The sequence below is a fragment of the Streptomyces sp. FIT100 genome, assembly GCF_024584805.1.
GTDB lineage: Bacteria > Actinomycetota > Actinomycetes > Streptomycetales > Streptomycetaceae > Streptomyces.
In genome coordinates this window covers 2,540,495-2,566,406 of record NZ_CP075715.1, presented here as the reverse complement: position 1 = coordinate 2,566,406, position 25,912 = coordinate 2,540,495, and the positions used below count along the sequence as shown (strand labels likewise).

Annotated in this window: 16 protein-coding genes and 1 pseudogene; 14 read left to right on the top strand and 3 right to left on the bottom strand. The window is 71.8% G+C overall.

What is annotated here, in order from left to right; all coding sequences use genetic code 11:
- The first annotated feature begins 85 nt into the window (after positions 1-85).
- The 11 genes and pseudogenes from KK483_RS11180 (at position 86) to KK483_RS11130 (ending at position 19,565) form a co-directional block, all read left to right on the top strand.
- Positions 86-1,681 carry a CYTH and CHAD domain-containing protein gene (locus tag KK483_RS11180; RefSeq protein WP_262005081.1) on the top strand — a complete coding sequence of 532 codons (1,596 nt, stop codon included), beginning with the start codon at positions 86-88 and terminating at the stop codon, positions 1,679-1,681.
- Between the two features lie 88 nt (positions 1,682-1,769).
- Positions 1,770-3,731: a TIGR03960 family B12-binding radical SAM protein gene (locus tag KK483_RS11175; protein ID WP_262005080.1), complete on the top strand. Its 1,962-nt coding sequence runs from the start codon at positions 1,770-1,772 to the stop codon at positions 3,729-3,731.
- A 103-nt stretch (positions 3,732-3,834) separates the two neighbouring features.
- Positions 3,835-4,342 (top strand): annotated as a pseudogene (locus tag KK483_RS11170) (hypothetical protein).
- A 300-nt stretch (positions 4,343-4,642) separates the two neighbouring features.
- Positions 4,643-5,428 carry a TIGR03936 family radical SAM-associated protein gene (locus tag KK483_RS11165; protein WP_262005079.1) on the top strand — a complete coding sequence of 262 codons (786 nt, stop codon included), beginning with the start codon at positions 4,643-4,645 and terminating at the stop codon, positions 5,426-5,428.
- A 235-nt stretch (positions 5,429-5,663) separates the two neighbouring features.
- Positions 5,664-9,893, top strand: coding sequence for a ribonuclease E/G (locus tag KK483_RS11160; protein ID WP_262005078.1), 4,230 nt, complete (start codon positions 5,664-5,666; stop codon positions 9,891-9,893).
- Positions 9,894-10,231: 338 nt separating this feature from the next.
- Positions 10,232-11,350, top strand: a complete 1,119-nt coding sequence (locus KK483_RS11155) for a DegT/DnrJ/EryC1/StrS aminotransferase family protein (RefSeq protein ID WP_262005077.1) — start codon at positions 10,232-10,234, stop codon at positions 11,348-11,350.
- Entirely contained in the window at positions 11,347-12,363 is a 1,017-nt protein-coding gene (locus KK483_RS11150; RefSeq protein ID WP_262005076.1) for a Gfo/Idh/MocA family protein, read from the top strand. Before KK483_RS11155 ends, KK483_RS11150 begins: the two co-directional genes overlap by 4 nt.
- Before the next feature lie 104 nt (positions 12,364-12,467).
- Positions 12,468-15,050 (top strand): glycosyltransferase, encoded by a 2,583-nt coding sequence (locus KK483_RS11145; protein ID WP_262005075.1) that lies wholly within the window; start codon positions 12,468-12,470, stop codon positions 15,048-15,050.
- Positions 15,051-15,070: 20 nt separating this feature from the next.
- Complete coding sequence (locus KK483_RS11140) at positions 15,071-16,657, top strand: glycosyltransferase family 4 protein (protein WP_262005074.1); 1,587 nt, start codon at positions 15,071-15,073, stop codon at positions 16,655-16,657.
- Positions 16,654-18,285: a glycosyltransferase gene (locus KK483_RS11135; protein ID WP_262005073.1), complete on the top strand. Its 1,632-nt coding sequence runs from the start codon at positions 16,654-16,656 to the stop codon at positions 18,283-18,285. The genes KK483_RS11140 and KK483_RS11135 overlap by 4 nt, the downstream gene beginning before the upstream one ends.
- The gene (locus KK483_RS11130; RefSeq protein WP_262005072.1) at positions 18,282-19,565 is read left to right on the top strand and encodes a nucleotide sugar dehydrogenase; all 1,284 of its coding nucleotides are present in this window, start codon (positions 18,282-18,284) and stop codon (positions 19,563-19,565) included. Before KK483_RS11135 ends, KK483_RS11130 begins: the two co-directional genes overlap by 4 nt.
- A gap of 69 nt (positions 19,566-19,634) precedes the next feature.
- Here KK483_RS11130 and KK483_RS11125 read toward each other — a convergent pair whose 3' ends face one another.
- From KK483_RS11125 to KK483_RS11115, 3 genes are all read right to left on the bottom strand, one after another.
- Complete coding sequence (locus KK483_RS11125) at positions 19,635-20,786, bottom strand: acyltransferase (protein WP_262005071.1); 1,152 nt, start codon at positions 20,784-20,786, stop codon at positions 19,635-19,637.
- A 123-nt stretch (positions 20,787-20,909) separates the two neighbouring features.
- Positions 20,910-21,509, bottom strand: coding sequence for an acyltransferase (locus KK483_RS11120; RefSeq protein WP_262005070.1), 600 nt, complete (start codon positions 21,507-21,509; stop codon positions 20,910-20,912).
- Entirely contained in the window at positions 21,506-23,395 is a 1,890-nt protein-coding gene (locus KK483_RS11115) for a hypothetical protein (RefSeq protein ID WP_262005069.1), read from the bottom strand. The genes KK483_RS11120 and KK483_RS11115 overlap by 4 nt, the downstream gene beginning before the upstream one ends.
- Before the next feature lie 250 nt (positions 23,396-23,645).
- Between KK483_RS11115 and rplU the strand changes: the two genes are divergently transcribed.
- From rplU to obgE, 3 genes are all read left to right on the top strand, one after another.
- Positions 23,646-23,966 (top strand): 50S ribosomal protein L21, encoded by a 321-nt coding sequence (gene rplU / locus KK483_RS11110; protein WP_262005068.1) that lies wholly within the window; start codon positions 23,646-23,648, stop codon positions 23,964-23,966.
- Between the two features lie 14 nt (positions 23,967-23,980).
- Positions 23,981-24,235 carry a 50S ribosomal protein L27 gene (gene rpmA, locus KK483_RS11105; protein ID WP_189937709.1) on the top strand — a complete coding sequence of 85 codons (255 nt, stop codon included), beginning with the start codon at positions 23,981-23,983 and terminating at the stop codon, positions 24,233-24,235.
- Between the two features lie 179 nt (positions 24,236-24,414).
- Positions 24,415-25,851 (top strand): GTPase ObgE, encoded by a 1,437-nt coding sequence (gene obgE, locus KK483_RS11100; protein WP_262005067.1) that lies wholly within the window; start codon positions 24,415-24,417, stop codon positions 25,849-25,851.
- The last annotated feature ends 61 nt before the right edge of the window (positions 25,852-25,912 follow it).

Here is a 25,912-nt window from a genome sequence, read left to right as displayed (position 1 = left end):
GCTGCCCGAGGCAGGCGCACAATCCAGAACACCCCAGCGCTACTGCTGCGGCTGAAGCCGACGGCTCACTCGAAAGAAGGGTCCGATGGCGGAGACAAAACGGGAGATCGAGCGGAAGTACGAAGCCACCACCGACACCGAGCTGCCCGACCTGACCGGCGTGCCCGGGATCGGCGACATCGTCGGCAAGGGCGTGGCCGAGCTGGACGCCGTGTACCACGACACCGCGGAGCTGCGCCTCGCCGCCGACGGGATCACCCTGCGGCGGCGCACCGGCGGCGGCGACGAGGGCTGGCATCTGAAGTTCCCGGTCTCCGCCGGCATCCGCGACGAGATCCGCGCCCCGCTCTCCCGCGCCCTGCCGCGCGCGCTCGCCGGACTCGTACGCTCCCGCACGCGCGGTGCCGAGCTCGTCCCCGTCGTCCGCCTGCGCTCCTCGCGCGACGTCCACCACCTCCTCGACGAGCAGGGCGAGCTCCTGGCCGAGCTGTCCGTCGACTCCGTACGCGCCGAGCGCCTCACCGACGGCGGCGGCACCGCCTCCTGGACCGAGATCGAGGTCGAGCTGGCCGACGACGCCGACCCGGCGATCCTGGACGCCGTGGACAAGCGGCTCCGCAAGGCGGGCGTCAGCCCTTCCGCCGCGACGTCGAAGCTCGCGCGGGCGCTGGAGGAGACCGGACCCGGCGTGCCGCAGCCCGCGGAGGGCGAGGCCCCCGAGGCCAAGGCGGAGAAGGCCCCCAAGGCGGCGAAGGCGGCGAAGGCCGTCCGGGACCGTGGCGCGCGGCTCGGCCCCGAGGACGCCGGCGAGTACGTGCTCGCGTATCTGAGGGAGCAGCGGGACGCCATCGTCGCGCTCGACCCCGCCGTACGCCGCGACCTGCCCGACGCCGTCCACCAGATGCGCGTCGCCACCCGCCGGATGCGCAGCGCCTTCAAGACCTTCCGCAAGATCGTCGACCGCGGCGTCACCGACCCGCTCGGCGACGAGCTCAAATGGCTCGCAGGCGAGCTCGGGGCCGCCCGGGACCAGGAGGTCCTCGCCGAGCGGCTGCGCGGCCGCATCGACGCCATGCCGAGGACGCTCGTCCTCGGGCCCGTCCGCGGCAGGCTGCGGATCTGGGGCGCCGCGCACGGCTCCGACGCGCGGCGCCGCTCCGTCGCCGTGCTCGACACCGACCGCTACCTCGCCCTGCTCGACTCCCTCGACGCGCTCCTCGACGCTCCACCGCTGCTCAAGGACGCCACGGCGGGACCCGCCGACACCCTGCCCAGGGCCGTGATCAAGGACTACGGCCGCCTCTCGGTCCGCGTCGACCACGCCCTCGGCCTCCCGGCCGGCCATGACCGCGACCTCGCCATGCACGACGCCCGCAAGGCCGCCAAGCGCGCCCGGTACGCGGCGGAGGCGGCCACCCCCGCCCTCGGTAAACCGGCCAAGCGGTTCGCCAAGGCCATGAAGGCCGTCCAGACGGTCCTCGGCGACCACCAGGACAGCGTCGTCGCCCGCGACACCATCCGCGACCTCGGGATCCAGGCCCACGCGGCCGGCGAGACCGCGTTCACCTGGGGACTTCTGTTCGGCCACGAGGAAGCGTCGGCCGCCGACCGCGAGCGTGAGCTGCCGGGCGTCTGGGAAAACGCCTCCGAACCCGCCCTCCGGCAGGCCCTGGCGGGCTGACCGCCGCCGCCGTACGGGCGAAGGAGCACCCCGCGATCGGGTTACGCTTGAGAGTCGCCCCACGCCAGCCCACGAAAGTCGCTGAGAGATGTCTGCCGAGTCGGTCTTCCCACAGCTCGAAGCTCTGCTCCCGCATGTGCAGAAGCCCATCCAGTACGTCGGTGGTGAGCTGAACTCCACGGTCAAGCCGTGGGAGAGCTGCGACGTGCGCTGGGCGCTCATGTACCCGGACGCGTACGAGGTCGGACTGCCCAACCAGGGCGTCATGATCCTCTACGAGGTACTGAACGAGCGGGAGGGCGTCCTCGCCGAGCGCACCTACAGCGTCTGGCCGGACCTCGAAGCCCTGATGCGCGAGCACGGCGTCCCGCAGTTCACCGTGGACAGCCACCGGCCGGTCAAGGCGTTCGACGTGTTCGGCCTGAGCTTCTCCACCGAGCTCGGCTACACCAACATGCTCACGGCTCTCGACCTCTCCGGCATCCCGCTGGAGGCCAAGGACCGCACCGTCGACGACCCGATCGTCCTCGCGGGCGGCCACGCCGCCTTCAACCCCGAGCCGATCGCGGACTTCATCGACTGCGCCGTCATCGGCGACGGCGAGCAGGCCGTCCTGGAGATCACCGAGATCATCCGCGCCTGGAAGGCCGAGGGCCGCCCCGGCGGCCGCGAGGAGCTCCTCTTCCGCCTCGCGAAGACCGGCGGCGTGTACGTCCCGGGCTTCTACGACGTCGAGTACCTGCCCGACGGCCGCATCGGCCGCGTCGTGCCGAACAAGTCCGGCGTGCCGTGGCGCGTCTCCAAGCACACCGTCATGGACCTCGACGAGTGGCCGTACCCCAAGCAGCCCCTCGTGCCGCTCGCCGAGACCGTCCACGAGCGGATGTCCGTCGAGATCTTCCGCGGCTGCACCCGCGGCTGCCGCTTCTGCCAGGCCGGCATGATCACCCGCCCCGTGCGGGAGCGCAGCATCACCGGCATCGGCGAGATGGTCGACAAGGGCCTCAAAGCGACCGGCTTCGAAGAGGTCGGACTCCTCTCCCTCTCCTCCGCCGACCACAGCGAGATCGGCGACATCGCCAAGGGCCTCGCCGACCGGTACGAGGACGACAAGATCGGCCTGTCCCTCCCCTCCACCCGCGTCGACGCCTTCAACATCGACCTGGCCAACGAGCTGACCCGCAACGGCCGCCGCTCGGGTCTGACGTTCGCCCCCGAGGGCGGCTCCGAGCGCATCCGCAAGGTCATCAACAAGATGGTCTCGGAGGACGACCTGATCCGCACGGTCTCCACCGCGTACGGCAACGGCTGGCGCCAGGTGAAGCTGTACTTCATGTGCGGCCTGCCGACCGAGACCGACGACGACGTGCTCCAGATCGCCGACATGGCGACCAAGGTGATCCAGAAGGGCCGCGAGGTCTCCGGCTCGAACGACATCCGCTGCACGGTCTCCATCGGCGGCTTCGTGCCGAAGCCCCACACCCCCTTCCAGTGGGCCCCGCAGCTCTCCGCCGAGGGCACCGACGCCCGCCTGGAGAAGCTCCGCGACAAGATCCGCGGCGACAAGAAGTACGGCCGCTCCATCGGCTTCCGCTACCACGACGGCAAGCCCGGCATCGTCGAGGGCCTCCTCTCCCGCGGCGACCGCCGCATCGGCGCCGTCATCCGCGCCGTCTACGAGGACGGCGGCCGCTTCGACGGCTGGCGCGAGCACTTCTCGTACGACCGCTGGATGGCCTGCGCCGAGAAGACGCTGCCGTCCTTCGGCGTGGACGTCGACTGGTACACGACGCGCGAGCGCACGTACGAGGAGGTCCTGCCCTGGGACCACCTGGACTCCGGCCTGGACAAGGACTGGCTCTGGGAGGACTGGCAGGACTCTCTCGACGAGACCGAGGTCGAGGACTGCCGCTGGACGCCGTGCTTCGACTGCGGTGTCTGCCCGCAGATGGACACGTCGATCCAGATCGGCCCGACGGGCAAGAAGCTGCTGCCCCTGACGGTCAAGAACGCTGCACCGGCGCCCGCTGTGAGCGGCCACGCGCACTGAAGCGGGTGACCGGCTGAGCCCTCTTCCTGTCCAGGGAGAGGGCTCGCTGGTGTCCGGTCGTGTCCGGTCGGCGTGGGGGCGGCACGGCGAGGAGGAGGGCGTGGTGGCCGATCTGCGGTGGGATGACGTCAAGTGGTTCTTCGACCCGGTCGAGATGGGGTCGCTGCCGGACGTGTGTGTCCCTGACACCTCGGTGGAGAACTGGCAGGCGGTTCTTGATCTCGTCAGGGAGCAGGGGTGGACGTTCCGGTACTCCGAAGGCGGGATGGTGCTGCCGCTACCCCGGGCGGAGACGGTGCTGTCCCGGTCCGCTGTCCCGGTCCGCTGACGCGGACTGTCCTGAACTGCGGGTCTGGCCGACCGTCGATGTGCTGGCGATCTTCCGGTTCTATGCCGCTGAGAAGATCGACTTCGACGTCGACCTCCGGGAGCTCCAAGGACAGGAGCGACTCGATGTGCTCTGCGGATTCCTGACGGCGATCGGACGGCGCCTGGGCAAGCCGGTGCTGATGGATTCCGAGGGCGGCGACGGCAGTCGTCCCGTGCTCGGCTTCGACGTCGCGGCCGACCGGGTCGTGGCGCTGGCGGAGTACGAGCCACCCCTCACGTGATCCGGGGTCGCAGTTACCGGTGTGGCCCGCAGGGAAGCCCGGCGGCGCCGGCGGGACCGGTGCCGTGGTACCCGGACGGGCCCGCGAGCGTAACCTGGGAGGGACGCACCACGCACCGACTGTCCCCGGCGTGGCGCCCGGAGCCGGGATCTCCTTGCGAAAGCAGGCTGAGAGCGGCCCTACGGGCCCCGGGGAGTCACCACAGGCCAGAAAGGGCGGCGCGCCACCGCGCCCGTCCCGCACCGAGGAGAAGAACCACTGGGCAAGCGACAGCCCGAAGGCCCGCCGCCCGCACCTGCGGTGCAGCGCATCCGACTGCGCTACACCAAGCGCGGCCGCCTCCGGTTCACCAGCCACCGTGACTTCCAGCGCGCCTTCGAGCGGGCGCTGCGCCGTGCCGAGGTGCCGATGGCGTACTCGGCGGGCTTCACCCCGCACCCGAAGGTCTCGTACGCGAACGCCGCGCCCACCGGAACGGGCTCGGAGGCCGAGTACCTGGAGATCGCGCTCACCGAGCACCGGGACCCGGAGAAGCTGCGGGTCCTGCTCGACGAGTCGCTGCCGGCCGGGCTGGACATCACGGACGCGGTCGAGGCGCGTACGTCGGGTCTGGCCGACCGGCTGGCCGCGTCGGTCTGGGAGCTGCGGCTCGACGGCGTGGCCGTCGAGGACGCGGCGAAGGCCGTCGAGTCCTTTCTCGCGGCCGGGACGGTGGAGGTCCAGCGCCGGACGAAGAACGGCATGCGCACCTTCGACGCACGGGGTGCCGTGGCCGGGCTCCGGGCGGACTCTCCACAGCCTGATAGGCCCGGACAGGGCCCCTGTGCGATACTGCGGCTGGTTGTGCGGCACGTGACACCCGCCGTTCGACCCGACGACGTCCTGTCCGGTCTCCGAGCTGTGGCCGACCTGGCGCCGCCGGTCCCCGCAGCGGTGACCAGGCTGGCGCAGGGGCTCTTCGACGAGGAGTCCGGCACGGTGACCGACCCGCTCGCGCCCGACCGCGAGGCAGTCACGGCCGCCCCAGCCGATCGCTCAGGGGTCGCCGTACCCGCCGCCGCGACGGCGCCGGAAGGTTCCGCGTAAGGGCAGTCGTCGCAGCGCCGCCCTCGTACTCGGAAGCCACCTGGGTCGGGCAGCGCACTGACAGGAGACTTTCGCCAGGCCGTGCGTACATCGCGTACGGAACCGGCGAGCCAGACATACAGCTCCCGTGCGGCGCTCGCGCCCCGGACGACGGGCCCCGCGTTCATCACGCGGGCTGCGCCGCCGGACCGGATCGAGGCGTGGCGCCCGGGAGCGTGACGGGAGAACCGCCCGCATGCTCGAGCAGAACGACCCCGGTACGTCCGGGGACAACACCGAACACAACGAGAATTCCACCCCCAGCGACACGCTGCCCCCGCGCCGCAGGCGCCGCGCGGCGTCCCGCCCGGCGGGGCCGCCGACGGCCGCCGTGCCGGTGGAGACGGTCACCGATGTGACCGCATCCGTCACCGCGGCCATATCGGATGCGGAGGCCGAGGCCGCCGCGCCTGTTTCCGCCCCTGAGCCCATTGCCGAGCCCGCCGTGACGCCTGTCGCCGAGACCGCTGAGGCGCCCGCGCCGCGTGCGCGCCGTCGTGCGACGCGCAAGGCGACTGCCCCCGCAGGGGCGCCCGCTGCCGGCGAGGCCGTCGCCGAGGCCGCCGAGCCCATGGAGCCCGCCGTGGCCACGGAGGCCGCCGTGACGCCTGTCGCCGAGACCGCTGAGGCGCCCGCGCCGCGTGCACGCCGTCGTGCGACGCGCAAGGCGACCGCCCCCGCAGGGGCGCCCGCTTCGGTGGCGGCGGCCGAGGCCGTCGCGACCGACGAAGACATTGAGGAAGGTGCCGTGAGCGAGAACGCCGCGGAGACCGGGGCCGCTGAGGCGCCCGCGCGCCGTACCCGCCGCAGGGCGACCGCCCCGGCCGGTACGCCGCAGGCGGCCGAGGCCGAGCCCGTCACCCCGACCGCGGAGGCCGTGACCGCAGAGGCCGGGTCCGAGGAAGCAGCCGAGCAGGCGGAGGAGGCTCCGCGCGGGCGTACGCGCCGCCGGGCCACGCGCCGCGCTGCCGTACCCGCCGAAGAGCCCGCAGTCGAAGAGGCCGCCGCCGAGGAGAGCGCCGCCGAGGAGGCGGAGGAGGCTCCGCGCGGGCGTACCCGCCGCCGCGCCACCCGCCGGGTGAGCGCCCCCGCCGGGGCGCCCGAGGCCGCCGAGGCCGGGGAGACGGCCGCTGTCGAAGAGCCCGCAGTCGAAGAGCCCGCTGCCGAGGAGAGCGCGGCCGAGCAGGCGGAGGAGGCTCCCCGCGGGCGTACCCGCCGCCGCGCCGCCCGCCGGGTCGGCACGCCCGTGCAGGAGGACGAGGCCCTGACGGGCGGCGAGTCGCTGCCCGCGGACTCCCTCGCCCAGATCGCCGCCGACGAGGCCGAGGTCGAGGCGGCCGAGCGGGCCGCTTCCCGCGGCCGTACGCGCCGTGCCTCCGCGCCGCAGTTCGCCGCCGAGCCCGCCCGGGCCGCGAAGGCGGACAGGACCGAGCAGGCCGAGGAGCCCGAGCAGCCCGCCCGCGGGCGTCGTGCCACCAGGCCCGCCGTCCCCGTCTTCCAGGCGCCGGTCTTCACCGAGCCGATGTTCCAGACGCCGGAGACCGCCGCTGCCGCGGCCGCCGCCGAGGCCGCCGAGGAGGTCGAGGAGGAAGAGGCCGAGCAGCCCGCGCCGGTCGCCGAGACCCCCTCGCGCCGTCGCCGTCGCCGCCGGGGCGAGCCCGCCGCGGCCGTGGAGGCCGCCGAGACCGAGCCCGCGGACGAGGCCGAGGTCGAGGCGGAGGAGCCGGAGGCCGAGGAGACCGACGAGTACGAGGACCGCCCCTCGCGCCGTCGCCGCCGTGGTGGCCGTCGCCGCCGTCGTGGCGAGCCCGCCGAGGCGGAGGAGGCCGAGACCGCCGGGGGCCTGGAGGCGGAAGAGGGCGAGGAGGCCGAGGCCGAGGGCGAGGAGGAAGACGAGGAAGGCGAGGAGGACGAGACGGGCACGCCGTCCGCGCCCGGCACCAGCAGCAGCCGTCGTCGCCGTCGTCGTCGCCGTCGCAGCGGTGAGGCCGCCGACACCGAGCCCGGCACCGACGAGCCGGAGCGTACGGTCGTCAAGATCCGTGAGCCCCGTGCCAAGGCGGAGCCGTCGGACGAGGTGCAGTCCATCAAGGGCTCGACCCGTCTGGAGGCGAAGAAGCAGCGCCGCCGCGAGGGCCGCGAGCAGGGCCGCCGCCGGGTGCCGATCATCACCGAGGCGGAGTTCCTGGCGCGCCGCGAGGCCGTCGAGCGCGTCATGGTCGTCCGGCAGAACGGCGAGCGCACCCAGATCGGCGTCCTCGAGGACAACGTGCTCGTCGAGCACTACGTCAACAAGGAGCAGTCGACCTCGTACGTCGGCAACGTCTACCTGGGCAAGGTGCAGAACGTCCTGCCGTCGATGGAGGCCGCCTTCGTCGACATCGGCAAGGGCCGCAACGCCGTCCTGTACGCCGGTGAGGTCAACTTCGAGGCGCTCGGGCTCGCCAACGGCCCGCGCCGGATCGAGACCGCGCTCAAGTCCGGCCAGTCCGTCCTCGTCCAGGTGACGAAGGACCCGATCGGCCACAAGGGCGCCCGCCTCACCAGCCAGGTCTCGCTCCCCGGCCGCTACCTGGTCTACGTGCCCGAGGGCTCGATGACCGGTATCAGCCGCAAGCTGCCCGACACGGAGCGCGCCCGGCTGAAGACCATCCTCAAGAAGATCGTCCCCGAGGACGCGGGCGTCATCGTCCGCACCGCCGCGGAGGGCGCCAGCGAGGACGAGCTGCGCCGTGACGTCGAGCGGCTCCAGGCGCAGTGGGAGGAGATCCAGAAGAAGGCGAAGAACGGCAACGCCCCGACCCTGCTCTACGGCGAGCCGGACATGACCGTCCGGGTCGTCCGCGACATCTTCAACGAGGACTTCACCAAGGTCATCGTCAGCGGCGACGAGGCGTGGGACACCATCCACGGCTATGTCTCGCACGTCGCGCCCGACCTGGCGGACCGGCTGAACCGCTGGACCTCCGAGGTCGACGTCTTCGCGACGTACCGGATCGACGAGCAGCTGATGAAGGCGCTGGACCGGAAGGTCTGGCTGCCGTCCGGCGGCTCGCTGGTGATCGACAAGACCGAGGCGATGGTCGTGGTCGACGTCAACACCGGCAAGTTCACCGGTCAGGGCGGCAACCTCGAGGAGACCGTCACCAGGAACAACCTGGAGGCGGCCGAGGAGATCGTGCGCCAGCTGCGCCTGCGCGACCTGGGCGGCATCGTCGTCATCGACTTCATCGACATGGTGCTGGAGTCCAACCGGGACCTGGTGCTGCGGCGCCTGCTGGAGTGCCTGGGCCGGGACCGTACGAAGCACCAGGTGGCAGAGGTCACCTCGCTCGGCCTGGTCCAGATGACCCGTAAGCGGGTCGGCCAGGGTCTGCTGGAGTCGTTCTCGGAGACCTGCGTCCACTGCAACGGCCGCGGTGTCATCGTGCACATGGAGCAGCCGGCCACCACGGGCGGTGGCGGTGGCGGCAAGCGCGCCAAGAAGCGCGGCCGTGGTGGTGCCGAGCACGTCCACGAGCACGAGCACGAGGTCGTCGTCGAGGCGCCGGGTGCCGAGGCCCCGCCCGCCGAGGAGCTGGAGACCGAGGCCGAGGTGGCGGCGGAGGCCGCCGCTCCGGTGGCGCTGCCCGAGCCCGCCTTCGCCCCGGACGAGGAGCTGTACGGCAGCGTCGCCGAGGCCGAGGCGGCCGTGCGGGGCCGTGGCCGCCGTCGGGCGAGCCGCAAGGCGACCGCCCCGGCGGGTGCGCCGAAGCAGGCCCAGCCGGTGCGGGAGGAGGTCGTCGAGGCGGCCCCCGCCGCAGCCGCGGAAGTCGCTCCGGCCGCAGCCGCAGCCGCAGCCGCAGCCGAGCCGCAGCCCCGGTCCGAGGCGGAAGGCGTCGCGGAGGAGGCGGCCCCCGCGGGCCGCACCCGCCGCCGGGCGACCCGTAAGGCGACGGCCCCGGCCGGTTCGCCGAAGGGGACCGAGGCCCCCGTCGAGATCGTGACCGAGGCTCCTGCCGAGGCCCCGGCCCCGGTGGTGGAGGCTCCCTCGGCTCCCGAGGCCGAGGCCGAGCTCACGGCCGCCGCCCCGCGCGCCCGTCGCCGGGTGACCCGCAAGGTCACCGCCCCGGCCGGTTCGCCGTCCGGTGCGGAGGAGGCCGCGGTCGTCGTGGTCGCCGCAGCGCCCCAGACGGAGCCCGAGGCCGAGGCCGCCACGGCGGTGGACGCCGAGGAGGCCGCCCCGGCCAAGAAGGCGGCGCGCAAGACGGCCAAGAAGGCCACGGCGAAGAAGGCCGCCACCAAGAAGACGGCGGCCAAGAAGACCGTTGCGAAGAAGACGACCGCCAAGAAGGCCACCAAGGCGGCCACCAAGAAGACCGCCGCGGCGGAGCAGCAGGCGCTGCCCTCCGTGACGGCGTCCGCGGCCGCTTCCGTCGACAGCTGAACAACTGGTGACGATCGGTTGAAGCATCAGTGCCCCGCCTCTCGCGTCGAGGGGCGGGGCACTGCTTTGTTTCGTAATTGATGCATGGGCGCGTTAACAGCCCAGAAATTGACAGGGAAATCCCTGATAATGTGACGGCGGTCGCTGCCGTGTGCGGGCCCCCGCCCAGAGACTACGGTCGGTGACGGGCCCGGTTCTCAGGGACAGGCCGGTCCCGGAAGCAATTCCTCGGTAGGGCGTCGGCAATCACGCCGGAGGGGTACGCGCGGCCCTGAAAACGCCCCGCAGCCCCGGACCTCTGCCATATAGAGCTCTTGCGGTGTTCAAGGAGGACGTCCATGCCGAGCAGCAACGCGCAGCCCATCCCTGCTGCCCGCCCGGTCATCGGTGAAGAAGAGATCGAGGCCGCCGTACGCGTACTGCGCAGCGGCCGGGTCGTACAGGGCCCCGAGGTGGCCGCGTTCGAGGAGGGCTTCTCGGAGCTCGTGGAGGGCCGCCACTGCGTGGCCGTCAACTCCGGTACCTCCGCGCTGCACCTCCTTCTGATGGCGCTTGGTGTCGGCCCGGGTGACGAGGTGATCGTTCCTTCGTTCTCCTTCGCCGCCTCGGCGAACGCGGTCCGCCTCGTCGGCGCCGACGTCGTCTTCGCCGACATCGAGGCCGACACGTACTGCCTGTCGCCGGCCGCCGTCGAGGCCGCGATCACCCCCCGCACCGCCGCGATCATGCCGGTGCACCTGTACGGCCACCCCGCCGCGATGGACAAGATCATGGCCATCGCCGAGAAGCACAAGCTCGCCGTCGTCGAGGACGCCTGCCAGGCGCACGCGGCCGCGCTGAACGGCACGCCCGTCGGCGCGTTCGGCTCCGGCGGCACGTTCAGCTTCTACCCGACCAAGAACATGCACAGCCTCGAGGGCGGCATGATCTCCACGGCCGACGCCGAGATCGCCCGCACCCTGCGCCTGCTGCGCAACCAGGGCATGGAGCAGCGCTACGCCAACGAGATCGTCGGCGCCAACATGCGCATGACAGACGTCGCCGCCGCCGTCGGCCGCGTCCAGCTCGCCAAGCTCCCCGGCTGGACCGAGCAGCGCATCGCCAACGCCGCCTACCTGTCGGCGAACATCACCGCGCCGAACGTCGTGACGCCGGTCGTCGCCGAGGGTGCGCGCCACATCTACCACCAGTACACGGTCCGTATCCGCGGTGACCGCGACGCCGCCATGGCGAAGCTCACCGAGGCGGGCGTCGGCAACGCCGTCTACTACCCGACCCCCATCCACCGGCTGAAGCCGTACTGGGAGCCGGACCAGAAGGCCGGCCGCGACTGGGACCTGCCCGAGACCGAGCGGGCCGCCGCCGAGGTCGTCTCGCTGCCCGTCCATCCCTCCCTCACCGAGGGCGATCTTGAGCGCATCGTCACCGCCGTGAACGCGCTGGGAGAGAACCTGTGACTGCCGCTGCACTGCGGGCCGGCCTGATCGGCCTCGGCTCCATGGGACGCCACCACGCCCGCGTACTGGCCGGGCTCGACGGTGTCGAGCTCGTCGCCGTCGTCGACCCCATGGGCGACAAGAACGGCTGGGCGCAGGGCGCCCCCGTCCTGTCGACCGTCGAGGAGCTGATCGCCCTCGGCATCGACTACGCCGTCGTGGCCTGCCCGACCGGACTGCACGAGGAAGTCGGCCTGAAGCTGGCCGAGGCCGGGGTCTGCGCGCTCGTCGAGAAGCCCGTGGCGGACACCGTCGAGGGCGCCCGCCGCCTCGTCGACGCCTTCGAGTCGCGCGGCCTGGTCGCCGGCGTCGGCCACATCGAGCGCTGCAACCCGGCGCTGCGCAGTCTGCGTTCGCGGCTGGAGGCCGGCGAGCTCGGCGACGTGTTCCAGGTCGTCACCCGCCGCCAGGGCCCGTTCCCGCACCGCATCGCCGATGTCGGCGTGGTCAAGGACCTCGCCACCCACGACATCGACCTGACGGCCTGGGTCACCGGCCAGGCGTACACCTCGATCGCCGCGCACACGGTCTCCAAGTCCGGCCGCGCCCACGAGGACATGGTCTCCGCCGTCGGCAAGCTCAGCGACGGCACGATGGTCAGCCACCTCGTGAACTGGCTGAGCCCGCTGAAGGAGCGATTCACCTCGGTCACCGGCGAGCGCGGCTGCTTCATCGCCGACACCCTCACCGCCGACCTGACCTTCTACTCGAACGCCGCCGTGGCCACCGAGTGGGAGGCTCTGAGCGCGTTCCGCGGTGTCGCCGAGGGCGACATGATCCGCTACGCCATCCCGAAGCGCGAGCCGCTCCTGGTCGAGCACGAGCTCTTCCGCGACGCGGTGCTCGGAAAGGACCCGGACATCTGCACTCTGCGGCAGGGCCTGCGTACCGTGGAGGTGGCCGCGGCCGTACTGGAGTCGGCGACCACCGGTACCACCGTCCGCCTCGACAGCGTCAGCGGTCCGGCTGTCTGACCCCGCTTCGGCGGCGGGTACGCGGCTGCCCGCGCCGGTCCCCGGTTCCCTCGCAAGGGAACCGGGGACGCCGAATTATGCGTTCCACCCGGAGGAAGTACGCAATGGAATCCCCTGCCCGCCGACCTAGGCTCGTGGTGATCGTCGCCAACGGCATCACGGGTGACTCGCGGGTACAGAAGACCGCTGTCGCGGCGGCCCGCGACGGCTGGCACGTCACCCTGGTCGGCAGGAGCGACACCAAGCGTGTCCAGCACTCCAAGATGGGCCCGATCGACGTGATCCGGGTTCCCGTGGGCAAGGAGTACTCCCGGGCGGTGACCGCGCGCAAGACCCATCCGGTGCGGTCCGCCGCCACGCAGTTCCACCTTCAGGACCAGGCCGCGCTGAACCGCTACCGGGCGGCGTACCGAGCCTGGGTCCGGCAGAAGTCCGCCGAGAGCAACTGGGCGGGCACCCCGCGCCGGATCTCGGTCAAGGCGATGCTGCGCGCCCGCCGCACGGTCCACCGGCTGCGGGTCCGGGCCTTCCAGTGGGAGCAGCGCCGCCGTCCCAAGGACCCGGCGCCCGTCGGCGACTGGCGCCGCGACTGGCCGCAGGTGATCGATCTCGACCTGGCCTTCGGCCCGGTGATCGAGGAGCTCAAGCCGGACGTCATCCACGCCAACGACGCCACCATGATCGTCACCGCGGCCCGCAGCGCCGCGCGGCTCAAGGCGAGTGGCCACCGCTGTGCCTGGCTGTACGACGCCCACGAGTACATCAAGGGCGTCGAGTGGCCCAACGCCCGCCAGGCGTCCGCCCTTCCGGCGATGGAGGCCGAGTTCATCGGCCGCGCCGACGCCGTCGTCACCGTCTCGGCGCAGATGGCGGAGCTGCTCAAGAACGACCACAAGCTGTCCGAGCTGCCGCTGGTCGTGGGCAACTCGCCGGTCCGCGAGGTGATCGGCAGCGGTAAGTCCCGGTCGTCGGTCCGCCAGGCATGCGGCCTCGGCCCCGAGGTGCCGCTGATGGTCTACTCGGGCTGGATCGGCCCCGAGCGGGGCGTCGACGCGGTGATCGACGGGCTGGCGGAGCTGCCCGACGTCCACCTGGCGCTCGTCGTGGGCCGTACCACCCCGCTCCTGGAGGAGCTCCTGGCGCGAGCCGGGTCCCTCGGCGTACGCGACCGGGTCCACCTGGTGCCGTACGTCCCCCAGTACGAAGTCGCCGACTACCTGTCGTCGGCCGACCTGGGACTGACCCCCTTCCGGCGCGTGCCCAACTGCGAGGTCTCGCTGCCGACGAAGGTCTCCGAGTACCTCCAGGCCCGGCTGCCGCTGGTCACCAGCGACGTGAAGGTCATCAAGGCGTACGTCGAGGAGCACGGTCTGGGCGAGGTCTTCACCTGGGAGGACCCGAAGACCTTCGCGGCGGCGGCCGCGCGCGCCATGAAGAGCCGCGACGAGCTCGCCGCGAACATCACCGAGGAGGTCCTCACCGATCTGTCGTGGGAGGAGCAGAGCGGCCGGCTGCTCCAGCTCTACCGGCAGCTGTCGAAGAAGACCCCGCCCGGCCCGCGTCCGGAGATCGCGTGGACCGTCACGGAGTCCCCGAGCGCGGTGCGGTCCGCCGAGCCCAAGGAGGGCGAGCCGGCCTGGCGCAAGCTCGGTAACACCCGGATCAAGCTGGGTCTCGGCCCGGCGAACTACGCGGGGCAGGCCGCCGCGTACGCCCAGGCGATCACCCGTCTCGACCCGGACGTGTCCGTCGAGGTCGTGATGAACAAGCGCCCGGAGTCCTTCGACTACCCGGCCGACGTCTATGTCGACGCGACCAGGCTGGACGAGCTCGACACGCAGTTCCAGCAGGTGGAGCGGATCGTCGGCCGCTACACACACCTGCTCGCCGACGCGTTCATGCCCGTCTTCGGACTGCTCAACGGCGGCACCATCGCCGGCGACCTGGCGGCCCTCAAGCACGCCGGGATCAAGGTCGGGCTGCTCGCCCACGGCAGCGAGATCCGGCACCCCGGCCGGCACATGGAGCGCCACGAGTACTCGCTCTTCCGCGACGCACCCGCGGGCATCGCGGCGAAGCTCCAGGCCAAGGCCGAGCGGAACAGGAAGATCGCCGACGAGTGCGGGCTCCCGCTCTACGTCACGACGCCCGACCTGCTCGACGACCTGCCGACCGCCACATGGACCCCGCTCGTCGTGGACGTCGACTCCTGGTCCACGGACCGTCCGGTGATGGAGCGCAAGCGGCCCGTCGTGCTGCACGCCCCGTCCAAGCGGTGGACCAAGGGCACCGACCGGATCATGCCGGTCCTCACCGAGCTCCACGACAAGGGCCTGATCGACTTCCGGCTTGCCGAAGGCATCCCGGTGGCCGAGATGCAGGAGCTCGTCCAGGGCTGCGACCTCGTGCTCGACCAGTTCACCACCGGCAGCTACGGCACCTTCGCGGTCGAGGCGATGGCCGCGGGCAAGCCCGTGGTCGGCTACATCAGCGACCAGGTGCGCGGTGCCACGCAGGGCGCCCTGCCGATCGTGAGCGCCACCCCGGCCGATCTCCGCGAGGTCGTCGAGTCGCTCGTCGCCGACCGCGAGGGCACCGCCCTGATCGGGCAGGAGTCGGCGAAGTTCGCCCGCACGTACCACGACGGAACCTGGACCGCCCAGGTCCTGAGCGGCTTCCTCAAGTGACCGGTCCAGAAAGGCTGTTCATGGAAACGCAGAGTGCCGATGCGTCCCGTCCCGTCAAGGGCCGCGTCGTCATGCTGGTCGACAACAAGGTCGAGGGCGACTCGCGGGTGCAGAAGGCCGCCCAGTCCGCGGCCGACGCCGGCTGGGACGTCGTCCTGCTCGGCCTGGTGCGCTCCGGCAACGGGCGCACCTGGAAGCTCGGCGACGCCGAGGTGCGGCTGCTTCCGCTGAAGACGCCGCTGGCCAAGCGGCACGCCGAGCGGCACCGCTCGCCGCTGCGCCGTCCGCTGGCCTACCCGCCGGGGCCGCTCGCCGCCTACCGCCGCCAGTGGGCGAAGGCGTGGCGCGCGGACGTCGCCACCCGCCGGGCCGCGCTGCGCGTGGCGCCGGAGGCCGTCGGCTCGCCCCTGTTCCGCACGACCGAGAAGGTCCGGCTGATCGCTGCCGGCCCCGCGTCCAAGTTCCTGCTGAAGTGGGTCGGCTTCCGGGCCCGCCAGACCCGTGAGGCGCAGAAGGCCGGGCGCCGGCTGCGGGGTCCGCTGGACCGCGCCTTCACCGCGTCCTGGAAGGCGCTCAAGGGCAACCGCGCCTGGCGCAGGCTGGAGCCGGTGCTGTGGGACTACGAGCTGACGTACGGCAAGGAGATCGACGCGCTGAAGCCCGATCTGATCCACGCCAACGACTTCCGCATGCTCGGTGTCGGCGCACGCGCCGCGATACGGGCTCGTGCGGCCGGCCGCAACGTCAAGCTGGTCTGGGACGCCCATGAGTTCCTGCCCGGCGTGCGGCCCTGGGAGGACAACGCCCACTGGATCCCGGGCAACACCGCGCACGAGAGCGAGTTCGCCCCGTACGCCGACGCCGTCGTCACCGTCTCCGAAGGGCTCGGCGACCTGCTGCGCGAGCGCCACGGCCTGAAGGAGCAGCCGACCGTCGTGCTGAACGCCCCCGACCGGCCGGTCGAGGTCGACGAGACGCTGGACGACTTCGAGCCGGTGCCCGACCTGCGGGCGCTGTGCGGCATCGGCCCCGACGTCCCGCTGGTCGTCTACAGCGGTTCGCCCGGTCCGCAGCGCGGCCTCGGCGACATGGTCGAGGCGCTGCCGAAGCTGGACGGCGCCCACATGGCGTTCGTCGTGCCCAGCCCGGCCGCCGCGTACATCCAGAGCCTGCTGCGCCGTGCGGAGGAGCTGGGCGTCGGCGACCGGCTGCACGCCGTGCCCTACGTGCCGCACTGGCAGGTGGTCCGCTTCCTGTCCGCCGCCGATGTCGGCTGCATCCCGATCCACCACTGGCCGAACCACGAGATCGCACTGATCACCAAGTTCTTCGAGTACTCGCACGCCCGGCTGCCGCTGGTCGTCAGCGATGTCAAGACCATGTCGGAGGTCACCCGCTCCACCGGCCAGGGCGAGGTCTGCAAGGCCGAGGACATCGACGACCTCGTACGCGCGATCAAGGCCGTCCTCGCCGACCCCGAGCGCTACCGGGCCGCCTACGACAAGCCCGGTCTGCTCGACACCTGGACGTGGGAGGCGCAGGCCGAGGTGCTCGACCAGCTCTACACGCGGCTGCTCGCGGACGTCAGGCCGGGGGCGAGATCATGACGAGGACTCCTGACGTCACCGTCGTCGTCGCCGTGTACAACACGATGCCGTACCTGACGGAGTGCCTGAACTCCCTCGTCGGGCAGAGCATCGGACTGGACCGTCTGGAGGTCGTCGCGGTCGACGACGGCTCCACCGACGACAGCGGTGCCGAGCTGGACCGCTTCGCGGAGCGCTACCCGGGCACGGTCAAGGTGATCCACCAGGAGAACTCGGGCGGCCCGGCGGCTCCCAGCAACCGCGCCCTGGAGCTCGCCACCGGCCGGTACGTCTACTTCATAGGCTCGGACGACTATCTCGGCGACCAGGCGCTTGAGCGCCTGGTCGCCTGTGCCGACGCACACGGCTCGGACGTGGTCGTCGGCAAGATGGTGGGCACCAACGGCCGCTATGTCCACCAGGCCCTGTACAAGAAGGACGACCCGGACGTCAGCCTGTACGACTCGGCGCTGCCGTTCACCCTCGCCAACACCAAGCTCTTCCGGCGCGAGCTGGTGGAGAAGCACAAGCTGCGCTTCCCCGAGGACCTGCCGGTCGGCAGCGACCAGCCGTTCACGATCGAGGCGTGCGTGCGCGCCCGCAGGATCTCGGTCCTCGCCGACTACACGTTCTACTACGCGGTCAAGCGCGGCGACGCCAGCAACATCACCTACCGGGCCAACCACCTCTCGCGGCTGCGCTGCACCACCGAGATCATGAAGCACGCCGCCGGGCTGGTCGGGGCGGGCCCGCAGCGGGACGCGCTCTTCAAGCGCCACTTCACCTGGGAGCTGGCCAAGCTCGTCCAGGACGACTTCCCCGCGCTGGACCCGCAGACGCAGCGGGAGGTCTGCGCCGGCATCGCGAGCCTCGCCGACGAGTACTTCACCGACGCGCTGCGCGACGCGATGGACGTCAAGCGGCGCGTGCGCATCGCGCTGGCCCAGCGCGGAGCCGTCGCCGAGCTCGTCCGCGCGATCAGCGACGAGGCCGCCCACGGGGCGCCTCCGCTGCTCCTCGAGGGCGGACGCGCCTACGTCCGCTATCCCGGCTTCCGCGACCCGGCACTGGGCCTGCCGGACCGGGTCTTCGAGGTCATCGGCGAGTCCGTGCCCAAGCAGCTCGCCGACGGCACCGGACTGGTCTCCGCGGCGTGGGAGCAGTCCGGCCAGGAGCTGACACTGGTCGTTGCCGTCCGCGTGCCGGTGTCCGGCGACACGGACGGCGCGGTGATCCGGCTCGCCCCCAAGGCCATGCCGAAGAGCGCCGACAAGCCCGGCGCCCGCCGGCTGCCCGTCGGCACCGAACTCCCTGCCCCGGCAGGCGAGTCGAGCCGCACCGTCACGCCCGACGGGATGGCGACGGTCCTGACCGCACGGATCCCGGTCCGGCCCGAGCGGGCCAAGCTGGGCGTCCGTGCCTATCTGGACGTGGCAGGCTCGACGTACGAGGTCCCGGTGAAGACCCTGGGCCTGCCGCTGCCCCTGGCGCGGCGCTGGCGTGAGAAGGTCCCCTACCGCGTCTCCGCCAACGCGAACACCAAGGGACGGCTGGTGATCACCACGGCTCCGCTCTGGGAGCCCTCAGCCGGCGTGGGCAGGCGACTGCGCCGAACGTTGTCCCGTGTGAAGAGGAAAGTAACCCGATGAATATCTGTGTAGTCGCGCTGGGCAAGATCGGCCTGCCGCTCGCCGTGCAGTTCGCCGCCAAGGGCCACAAGGTCATCGGCGCCGACGTCAACGAGAGGGTCGTGGAGCTGGTCAACGCCGGCACCGAGCCCTTCCCCGGCGAGCACGACCTCGACCGCCTGCTCAAGGAGACCGTCGGCGCCGGTCTGCTGTCCGCGACCACCGACACCACCGCGGCCGTCGCCCAGTCCGACGCCGTCGTGGTCGTCGTCCCGCTGTTCGTGGACGCCGAGGGCGTGCCGGACTTCGGCTGGATGGACGCCGCGACCGAGGCGATCGCCAAGGGACTCAAGCCCGGCACCCTCGTCTCGTACGAGACCACCCTGCCGGTCGGCACCACCCGCACCCGCTGGGCACCGATGCTGGAGCAGGGCTCAGGCCTGACCGCGGGCGAGGACTTCCACCTGGTCTTCTCGCCGGAGCGGGTGCTCACCGGCCGCGTCTTCGCCGACCTGCGCCGCTACCCGAAGCTCGTCGGCGGTGTCGACGAGGTGTCGGCCCGGCACGGCGTGGAGTTCTACGAGCAGGTCCTCGACTTCGACGAGCGCGACGACCTGCCGCAGCCGAACGGTGTCTGGGACCTGGGCACCGCCGAGGCCTCCGAGCTCGCCAAGCTCGCCGAGACCACGTACCGCGACGTCAACATCGGTCTTGCCAACCAGTTCGCGCGCTTCGCGGACAAGAACGGCATCGACGTCAAGAAGGTCATCGAGGCCTGCAACAGCCAGCCGTACAGCCATATCCACCAGCCCGGCATCGCCGTCGGCGGCCACTGCATCCCGATCTACCCGCGGATGTACCTGTGGAACGACCCGGAGGCGACCGTCGTGCGCTCGGCGCGCGAGGCCAACGCCGCCATGCCGCAGTACTCCGTCGACCTGCTGGCCGCGGCCTACGGCGACCTCTCCGGCGTGAACGTCCTCGTGCTGGGCGCCGCCTACCGCGGCGGCGTCAAGGAGACCGCGTTCTCCGGCGTCTACGGCGTCGTCGAGGCGCTCACGGCGCGCGGCGCGGTGCCGTTCGTCTCCGACCCGATGTACACGGCCGACGAGCTCGCCGCCCACGGCCTCACCCCGCACCAGGGTGAGAAGGTCACCGCCGCGATCCTCCAGGCCGACCACGCCGAGTACCGCGACCTGGCCGCCGCCGACCTGCCGGACGTCACCGTCCTGGTCGACGGCCGCCGCACCACGGACCCGGCCAACTGGGAGGGTGTGCGCCGCGTCGTCATCGGCGGCTGACACCACTCGGCGACACGAAGAGGGCCCCGTCCGGCACTGCCGGACGGGGCCCTCTCGTATGGCGCCCGATCAGCCGTCGGCGGTGGCCGCCCGCTTGCGGGACTCCTTCTCCAGGGTGGCGCGCAGCCATTTCTGCGAGGGCCGTTCCACGAACCGGTGCACCAGCCAGGCCAGCAGGAGCAGTACGGCCGTGGTGATGCCCAGCGTGGCCCAGGCCCCCACGTGCCCGTACAGCACGCGGATCATCGCCCAGCCCAGCTCCTCGTGGAGGAGGTAGAGCGGGTAGACCAGAGCGCCCGCGGTGGCCAGCCACTTCCAGCCGACCCATTCGAGCTTGCGCAGGGCCACGGCCAGGACCAGCAGGTAGAAGACGGTCACCAGGGCGAGCGCGATGTACGGGTCGCGGTCCATGCCCCTGTCGTGGCGAAGCTGGTCGGCATGCTGGACGAGGTCGCTCTGCATCACCAGCCAGCTCGCCCCGAGCAGGCCCCACAGCTTGAGGTCCGGACCGAAGCGGTACATGAGGTACATCGCGATGCCCGACACGAACAGGGCGGTGTTCAGCGGCTGGGCGAAGATGCCGAGGAGCGGGATGTCCTGGTCCTGCTGGACCAGCACGCTCGACAGCAGCCACAGCCAGCAGAAGACCGAGACGCGGACGTAGTCCAGGCCCTTCCACAGCACCACGAGGAAGATCAGGTAGAAGGTGAGCTCCACCCACAGCGTCCAGTAGGCGCCGACCAGGTGCCGGGCCGACAGCGGGACCTGGAACATCGTGACGTTGGTCAGCGAGTCGCTGATGCTGGGGGCCGTGCGCTCGCCGTCGGGAAGCCCGCGCCACACCACGAAAGCCACGACGATCGAGAACCAGTAGGCCGGGAAGAGCCGCAGGAAGCGGGCCCTGACGAACTGGCCCGGCGTGCGGTCCCAGGCGGACAGGCAGATGACGAAGCCGCTGATGATGAAGAACAGCTGGACGCCGTACGAGCCGTAGGAGGTGACGGGGAACAGCCAGGGGAAGAGCTCCTTGGGGTTCACACCCCAGTTGGCCTTCGTCGCCGCGTCCACGCCGGTGAAGTGGAATATGAGGACCGAGAGCGCGGCGACGACGCGCAGCGCGTCCAGCGCGTAGAGCCGGGCTCCCGGCCTTCCCGGCGGTGGAGCCTCGCTCGCGGCAGTCTTGTCCGTCTCAGGCGGGGCCTGGACTTCGGTCCGGGACATGTATTCGGCCTCGATTGCTTGTCTGCTTGTCAGGCGCCCGGCACTCTCGGGCGAGTCGGACACCGGGTGAGCACGGGCCCGGAAACGAGCCTTCGGTTGATCCCTCTGAGACGCTCTCGCTCGCTACGCCTCGGTGAGCGCCCCTCCGGGGGTCTCGCGGTAGAGCCGTCCCGACGTCGGGCACTCCCACACACCGGCCTCGCCCTCGCGCTCGACCAGGCGCACGCCCTCGTGGCCGACCCAGCCGATCTGCCGTGCAGGGACGCCGACGACCAGCGCGAAGTCCGGCACGTCCTTCGTCACGACCGCACCGGCCGCGACCATCGCCCAGCGGCCGATCTCGATCGGGGCCACGCACACCGAGCGCGCGCCGATCGAGGCACCGTCGGCGATCTTCACCCCGACGGCCTCCCAGTCGCCGCCGCGCTTCTGCTTGCCCTCGGGGTCGACGGAGCGCGGGTTGTGGTCGTTGGTGAGGACCACGGCGGGACCGATGAACACCCCGTTGCCGAGCTCGGCCGGCTCATAGACGAGGGCGTAGTTCTGCAGCTTGCAGTTGTCGCCCATGCGGACACCCGTACCGACGTACGCGCCCCGGCCGACCACACAGCCCTCACCGAGCCGGGCGCCTTCGCGGATCTGCGCGAGATCCCAGACACTGCTGCCGGCGCCGATCTCGGCCGTCTCGTCGACCTGGGCGCTGGGCTGAACCCTGTAGTTCACTTCTCTGCCTTCCGGTGTCTGCGTACGCCGGGAGCATACTGGCCGACGAGCTGGGCGCCGAAGGCGAGCGCCAGCAGGGAGAACAGGACGGACCGCAGCGTGCCGACGCCTGGGGACCACCAGGCGTAGCCGGCGGCCGTGGCGAAGAACACAAAGGCCAGGGAGCGCGTCAGCCACCAGCGCAGCGGCCGGGGTGCCGGCCGCTCGCCCGGGGAGGCGACGAGAAGGCGGTCCGGGGCGTCCGCCATGGTGTCGCGCATGCCCGCGAGGAGACCGCGGCGCTCCAGGAGGCGGGCGTCCGCGACGGTGGCGAGGACGTCGGGGCGTTCGCCGAACCCCTCGGGGAGCGGCGGGAGGCCGAGGGCGGCGACCAGGTCCGCCTGGCGCCGGGCCGGGGCGTCCGGGGAGCGCAGGAGGCCGATGAGGGGGCGCGGGTCCGGGAGGCCGTAGACGCGGGCGAGCACGGCCGCGGTGGCAGCGGCGGCGGCGTGCTCGCCGACCGGCGCGGCCGGGTCCCACTCGTGTGCCGCGGCCTCCTTGCCCTTGTGGAGCAAGGTGAAGCCGGCACGGTCGCCGGTGCGGCGCAGCACGAGTGCGGACCACTTCTCGCCGGTGGTGAAGGTGTCCGCGGCCCCCGTGAGCCGGTCCTTGCCGATCAGCGAGGCCCGCTTGCCGGGGGACGCGTCGGGGGCGAGCGACACATAGCTGGCGGCGGCGCCGGCCGGGGCGATCCGCAGCGGGACCCCGCAGAGCAGGGCGGCTTCGGCGACCTTCGCGGGCGGGGCGGCGGCGATGGCGAGGAGATGGACCTCGGGGCCCGCGGGTGCGACCGTGGCGCTGCCGGTCACCGAGGGCGGAGGAGTGGCGAAGAACGGGATGCGTGAGGCGATCTGCATGCGTACGCCCGTACGGAACTCCAGGAACTCCTCCCGGGCGTCCCCGAAGTACCCCCAGGGCTGTGTCCGGGCGTGCGCGCCGATCGCGCGGAAGACGTCCAGCGCCTCCTCGAAGCGCTGCCCGAGTACCAGCATCAGGGCGAGCTCGTTGCGGAAGCCGGCGGCCTCCGGGTCGCCCGGCTCGTAGAAGGAGGACAGTTCCAGGGCGCGGTCCACGGCAGCGGTGATGCGGGACCGGTCGATCGGCCCGTCCTCGGTGTCGTCCGCCACGACGTCGTACTCGACGGCGGCGGCCAGCGGCAGGGCGTTCAGCTTCGAGCCGGGCAGGGCGTCGGTGGCGGCCCGCTCGGCGAACGCGAACATCTCCTCGTGCGAGCCGTACCACTTGTCGCAGAGGTACTGGAGCGCGGTGGCATGGCAGCCGTAGTGGTGCGGTGCGCGTGCGGTGGCCTCGGCCCAGTACGCGTCGAAGACCTCCCGCGGCGCCTGGCTGCCGCGGGCGTGGGTGAGAGCGATCCGCCAGGGCACCGGGTCGTCGGGGTTGAGCTCCGCGGCGGCGCCGATGACGGGGACGGCGTCCTCCAGCAGCGCGAAGAACGCCCGGAACCGGTCGCGCGACACATGTCGGGCGCGCGCCCCGGTACGTATCGCCCACGCCCGGTGGATGCACAGCTCGGCCTTGACGAGCAGGGCGTCCGGGTCCTCCGGCGACTCGCTGAGCCAGGCGTCCAGCCAGCCGGGAGTGTGCAGGGCGGACTCGGCGAGCACGCCGACCCAGGAGCTGCGCCGCTCCCACTCGGCGCCGAGCCGGGTCGTGGCGAGCAGCTCTCGGGCCGGTCCGTGGTCGCCCGCGGTGGCCGCGGACACCGCGGCGCGCAGCGGGGCGGGCCGCGCGTCGAGGACGACCGCCTCGTCCGGGGGGAGGTCCGCGCCGATGGCGGAGCCGTGCCGGAACAGACGGGGCATGGTGAGGAGGGAGCGCAGGGGCACGAGCGCTCATCCAACAGCCCGGGACCGGCCGCGCGCCAGGGAGTCCGGACGCGCCGGGCCCGGTTTGACCCCCTGAGGCGCGCCCCGTAACCTTGACCGTCGGCGTGTTCCCATACCCGCCTGCTTCTGAGCACCTCCCTCCCGACCCCGGGTCGGGAGAGGCCGTCCATCCTTCGCGGACAGTCCGGGCCCCGGCCCGTGCGGACGGCTGGCATCAGGGGATTCCGTTCCGAGCGAGAGAGAGATCCGCGTGTACGCCATCGTGCGCAGCGGTGGTCGCCAGCACAAGGTTGCTGTCGGCGACATCGTTGAGGTTGACAAGATTTCCACCGCCAATGTTGGCGACACGGTCGAGCTCTCGACCCTGCTCGTTGTCGACGGCGACGCCGTGACCAGCGACCCCTGGGTGCTGGCCGGGATCAAGGTCCAGGCCGAGGTCGTGGACCACCACAAGGGCGCCAAGATCGACATCCTGCGCTACAAGAACAAGACCGGCTACCGTCGTCGTCAGGGCCACCGCCAGCAGTACACGGCGATCAAGGTCACTGAGATCCCCGCGGCTGCGAAGTAAGGGACTGAGGAGAGATGGCACACAAGAAGGGCGCATCGTCCACCCGGAACGGTCGCGACTCCAACGCTCAGCGGCTCGGCGTGAAGCGCTTCGGCGGTCAGGTCGTCAACGCCGGTGAGATCCTGGTCCGCCAGCGCGGCACCCACTTCCACCCGGGCTCCGGCGTCGGGCGCGGCGGCGACGACACGCTGTTCGCGCTGCAGGCCGGTGCGGTGGAGTTCGGTACCCACCGCGGCCGCAAGGTCGTGAACATCGTTCCGGTCGCCTGATCCAGGCCCCGTGCTGCGTTTTACCGGGGGGTAACCCCCGGACCCCCAGCAGGAACGAGCTTCGCGAGGGCGGACCTCACTACTCGTACGGAAGTACGGGAAGTGGGTCCGCCTTTCGCATGTTGTGCAAGAGGCACAGCACGCAGTAGACATTTCCGTACGTACTGGAGGCACACCCCATGACCACCTTCGTGGACCGCGTCGAGCTGCATGTCGCCGCGGGTAACGGAGGCCACGGCTGCGCCTCCGTACACCGGGAGAAGTTCAAGCCGCTCGGCGGACCCGACGGCGGCAACGGCGGCCGCGGCGGCGACGTGATCCTCACCGTCGACCAGTCGGTGACGACGCTGCTCGACTACCACCACTCGCCGCACCGCAAGGCGACCAACGGCAAGCCCGGCGAGGGCGGCAACCGCTCCGGCAAGGACGGCCAGGACCTGGTGCTGCCGGTGCCCGACGGCACGGTCGTGCTGGACGGGAACGGCGAGGTGCTCGCCGACCTGGTCGGTCAGGGCACCACGTACGTGGCGGCGGAGGGCGGCCGCGGCGGCCTCGGCAACGCGGCGCTGGCCTCGGCGCGTCGCAAGGCGCCCGGATTCGCGCTGCTCGGCGAACCGGGCCGGTCCGGCGACATCGTCCTGGAGCTCAAGACCGTCGCCGACGTGGCGCTGGTCGGCTACCCGAGCGCGGGCAAGTCCTCGCTGATCTCGGTCCTGTCCGCGGCCAAACCGAAGATCGCGGACTACCCCTTCACGACGCTCGTGCCGAACCTCGGCGTCGTCACGGCCGGCGCGACCGTCTACACGATCGCCGACGTGCCGGGTCTGATCCCGGGGGCCAGCCAGGGCCGCGGCCTCGGCCTGGAGTTCCTGCGCCACGTCGAGCGCTGCTCGGTGCTGGTGCACGTGCTGGACACGGCGACGCTGGAGTCCGAGCGCGACCCGCTCACCGACCTCGATGTCATCGAGGAGGAGCTGAAGCAGTACGGCGGCCTCGACGACCGGCCCCGCATCGTCGTCCTGAACAAGATCGACATCCCGGACGGCAAGGACCTCGCGGACATGATCCGCCCGGACCTGGAGGAGCGTGGCTATCGCGTCCTCGAGGTGTCGGCGGTGGCCCGTACGGGGCTGAAGGAGCTCTCCTTCGCGCTCGCCGAGATCGTCGCGGCGGCGCGCGCGGCCAAGCCGCAGGAGGAGGCGACCCGGATCGTCATCCGCCCGAAGGCGGTCGACGACGCGGGCTTCACGGTCACGCAGGAGGAGGACGGTCTCTTCCGCGTGCGCGGCGAGAAGCCCGAACGCTGGGTGCGCCAGACCGACTTCAACAACGACGAGGCCGTGGGCTACCTCGCGGACCGCCTCAGCCGCCTCGGCGTCGAGGAGCAGCTGATGAAGGCGGGCGCCCGGGCCGGCGACGGTGTGGCCATCGGCCCCGAGGACAACGCCGTCGTCTTCGACTGGGAGCCCACGATGATGTCCGGCGCGGAGATGCTCGGCCGCCGCGGCGAGGACCACCGCTTCGAGGCTCCGCGGCCCGCGGCCCAGCGCCGCAAGGACCGCGAGGCCGAGCGCGACGAGGCCGAGCGCGAGTTCGACGACTTCGACCCGTTCTAAGCACTAGGGGCCGTTCGAAGAGCGGCGCGCACAGGACGGAATGTTGCGTTCCGTTCATGGG

Coding starts and splice junctions, on each gene's coding strand:
- KK483_RS11155 (WP_262005077.1), top strand. CDS start 10,232: ATGCCGAGCAGCAACGCGCAGCCCATCCCTGCTGCCCGCCCGGTCATC.
- KK483_RS11180 (WP_262005081.1), top strand. CDS start 86: ATGGCGGAGACAAAACGGGAGATCGAGCGGAAGTACGAAGCCACCACC.
- KK483_RS11145 (WP_262005075.1), top strand. CDS start 12,468: ATGGAATCCCCTGCCCGCCGACCTAGGCTCGTGGTGATCGTCGCCAAC.
- obgE (WP_262005067.1), top strand. CDS start 24,415: ATGACCACCTTCGTGGACCGCGTCGAGCTGCATGTCGCCGCGGGTAAC.
- KK483_RS11125 (WP_262005071.1), bottom strand. CDS start 20,786: ATGTCCCGGACCGAAGTCCAGGCCCCGCCTGAGACGGACAAGACTGCC.
- rpmA (WP_189937709.1), top strand. CDS start 23,981: ATGGCACACAAGAAGGGCGCATCGTCCACCCGGAACGGTCGCGACTCC.
- KK483_RS11140 (WP_262005074.1), top strand. CDS start 15,071: ATGGAAACGCAGAGTGCCGATGCGTCCCGTCCCGTCAAGGGCCGCGTC.
- KK483_RS11130 (WP_262005072.1), top strand. CDS start 18,282: ATGAATATCTGTGTAGTCGCGCTGGGCAAGATCGGCCTGCCGCTCGCC.
- KK483_RS11135 (WP_262005073.1), top strand. CDS start 16,654: ATGACGAGGACTCCTGACGTCACCGTCGTCGTCGCCGTGTACAACACG.
- KK483_RS11160 (WP_262005078.1), top strand. CDS start 5,664: ATGCTCGAGCAGAACGACCCCGGTACGTCCGGGGACAACACCGAACAC.
- KK483_RS11175 (WP_262005080.1), top strand. CDS start 1,770: ATGTCTGCCGAGTCGGTCTTCCCACAGCTCGAAGCTCTGCTCCCGCAT.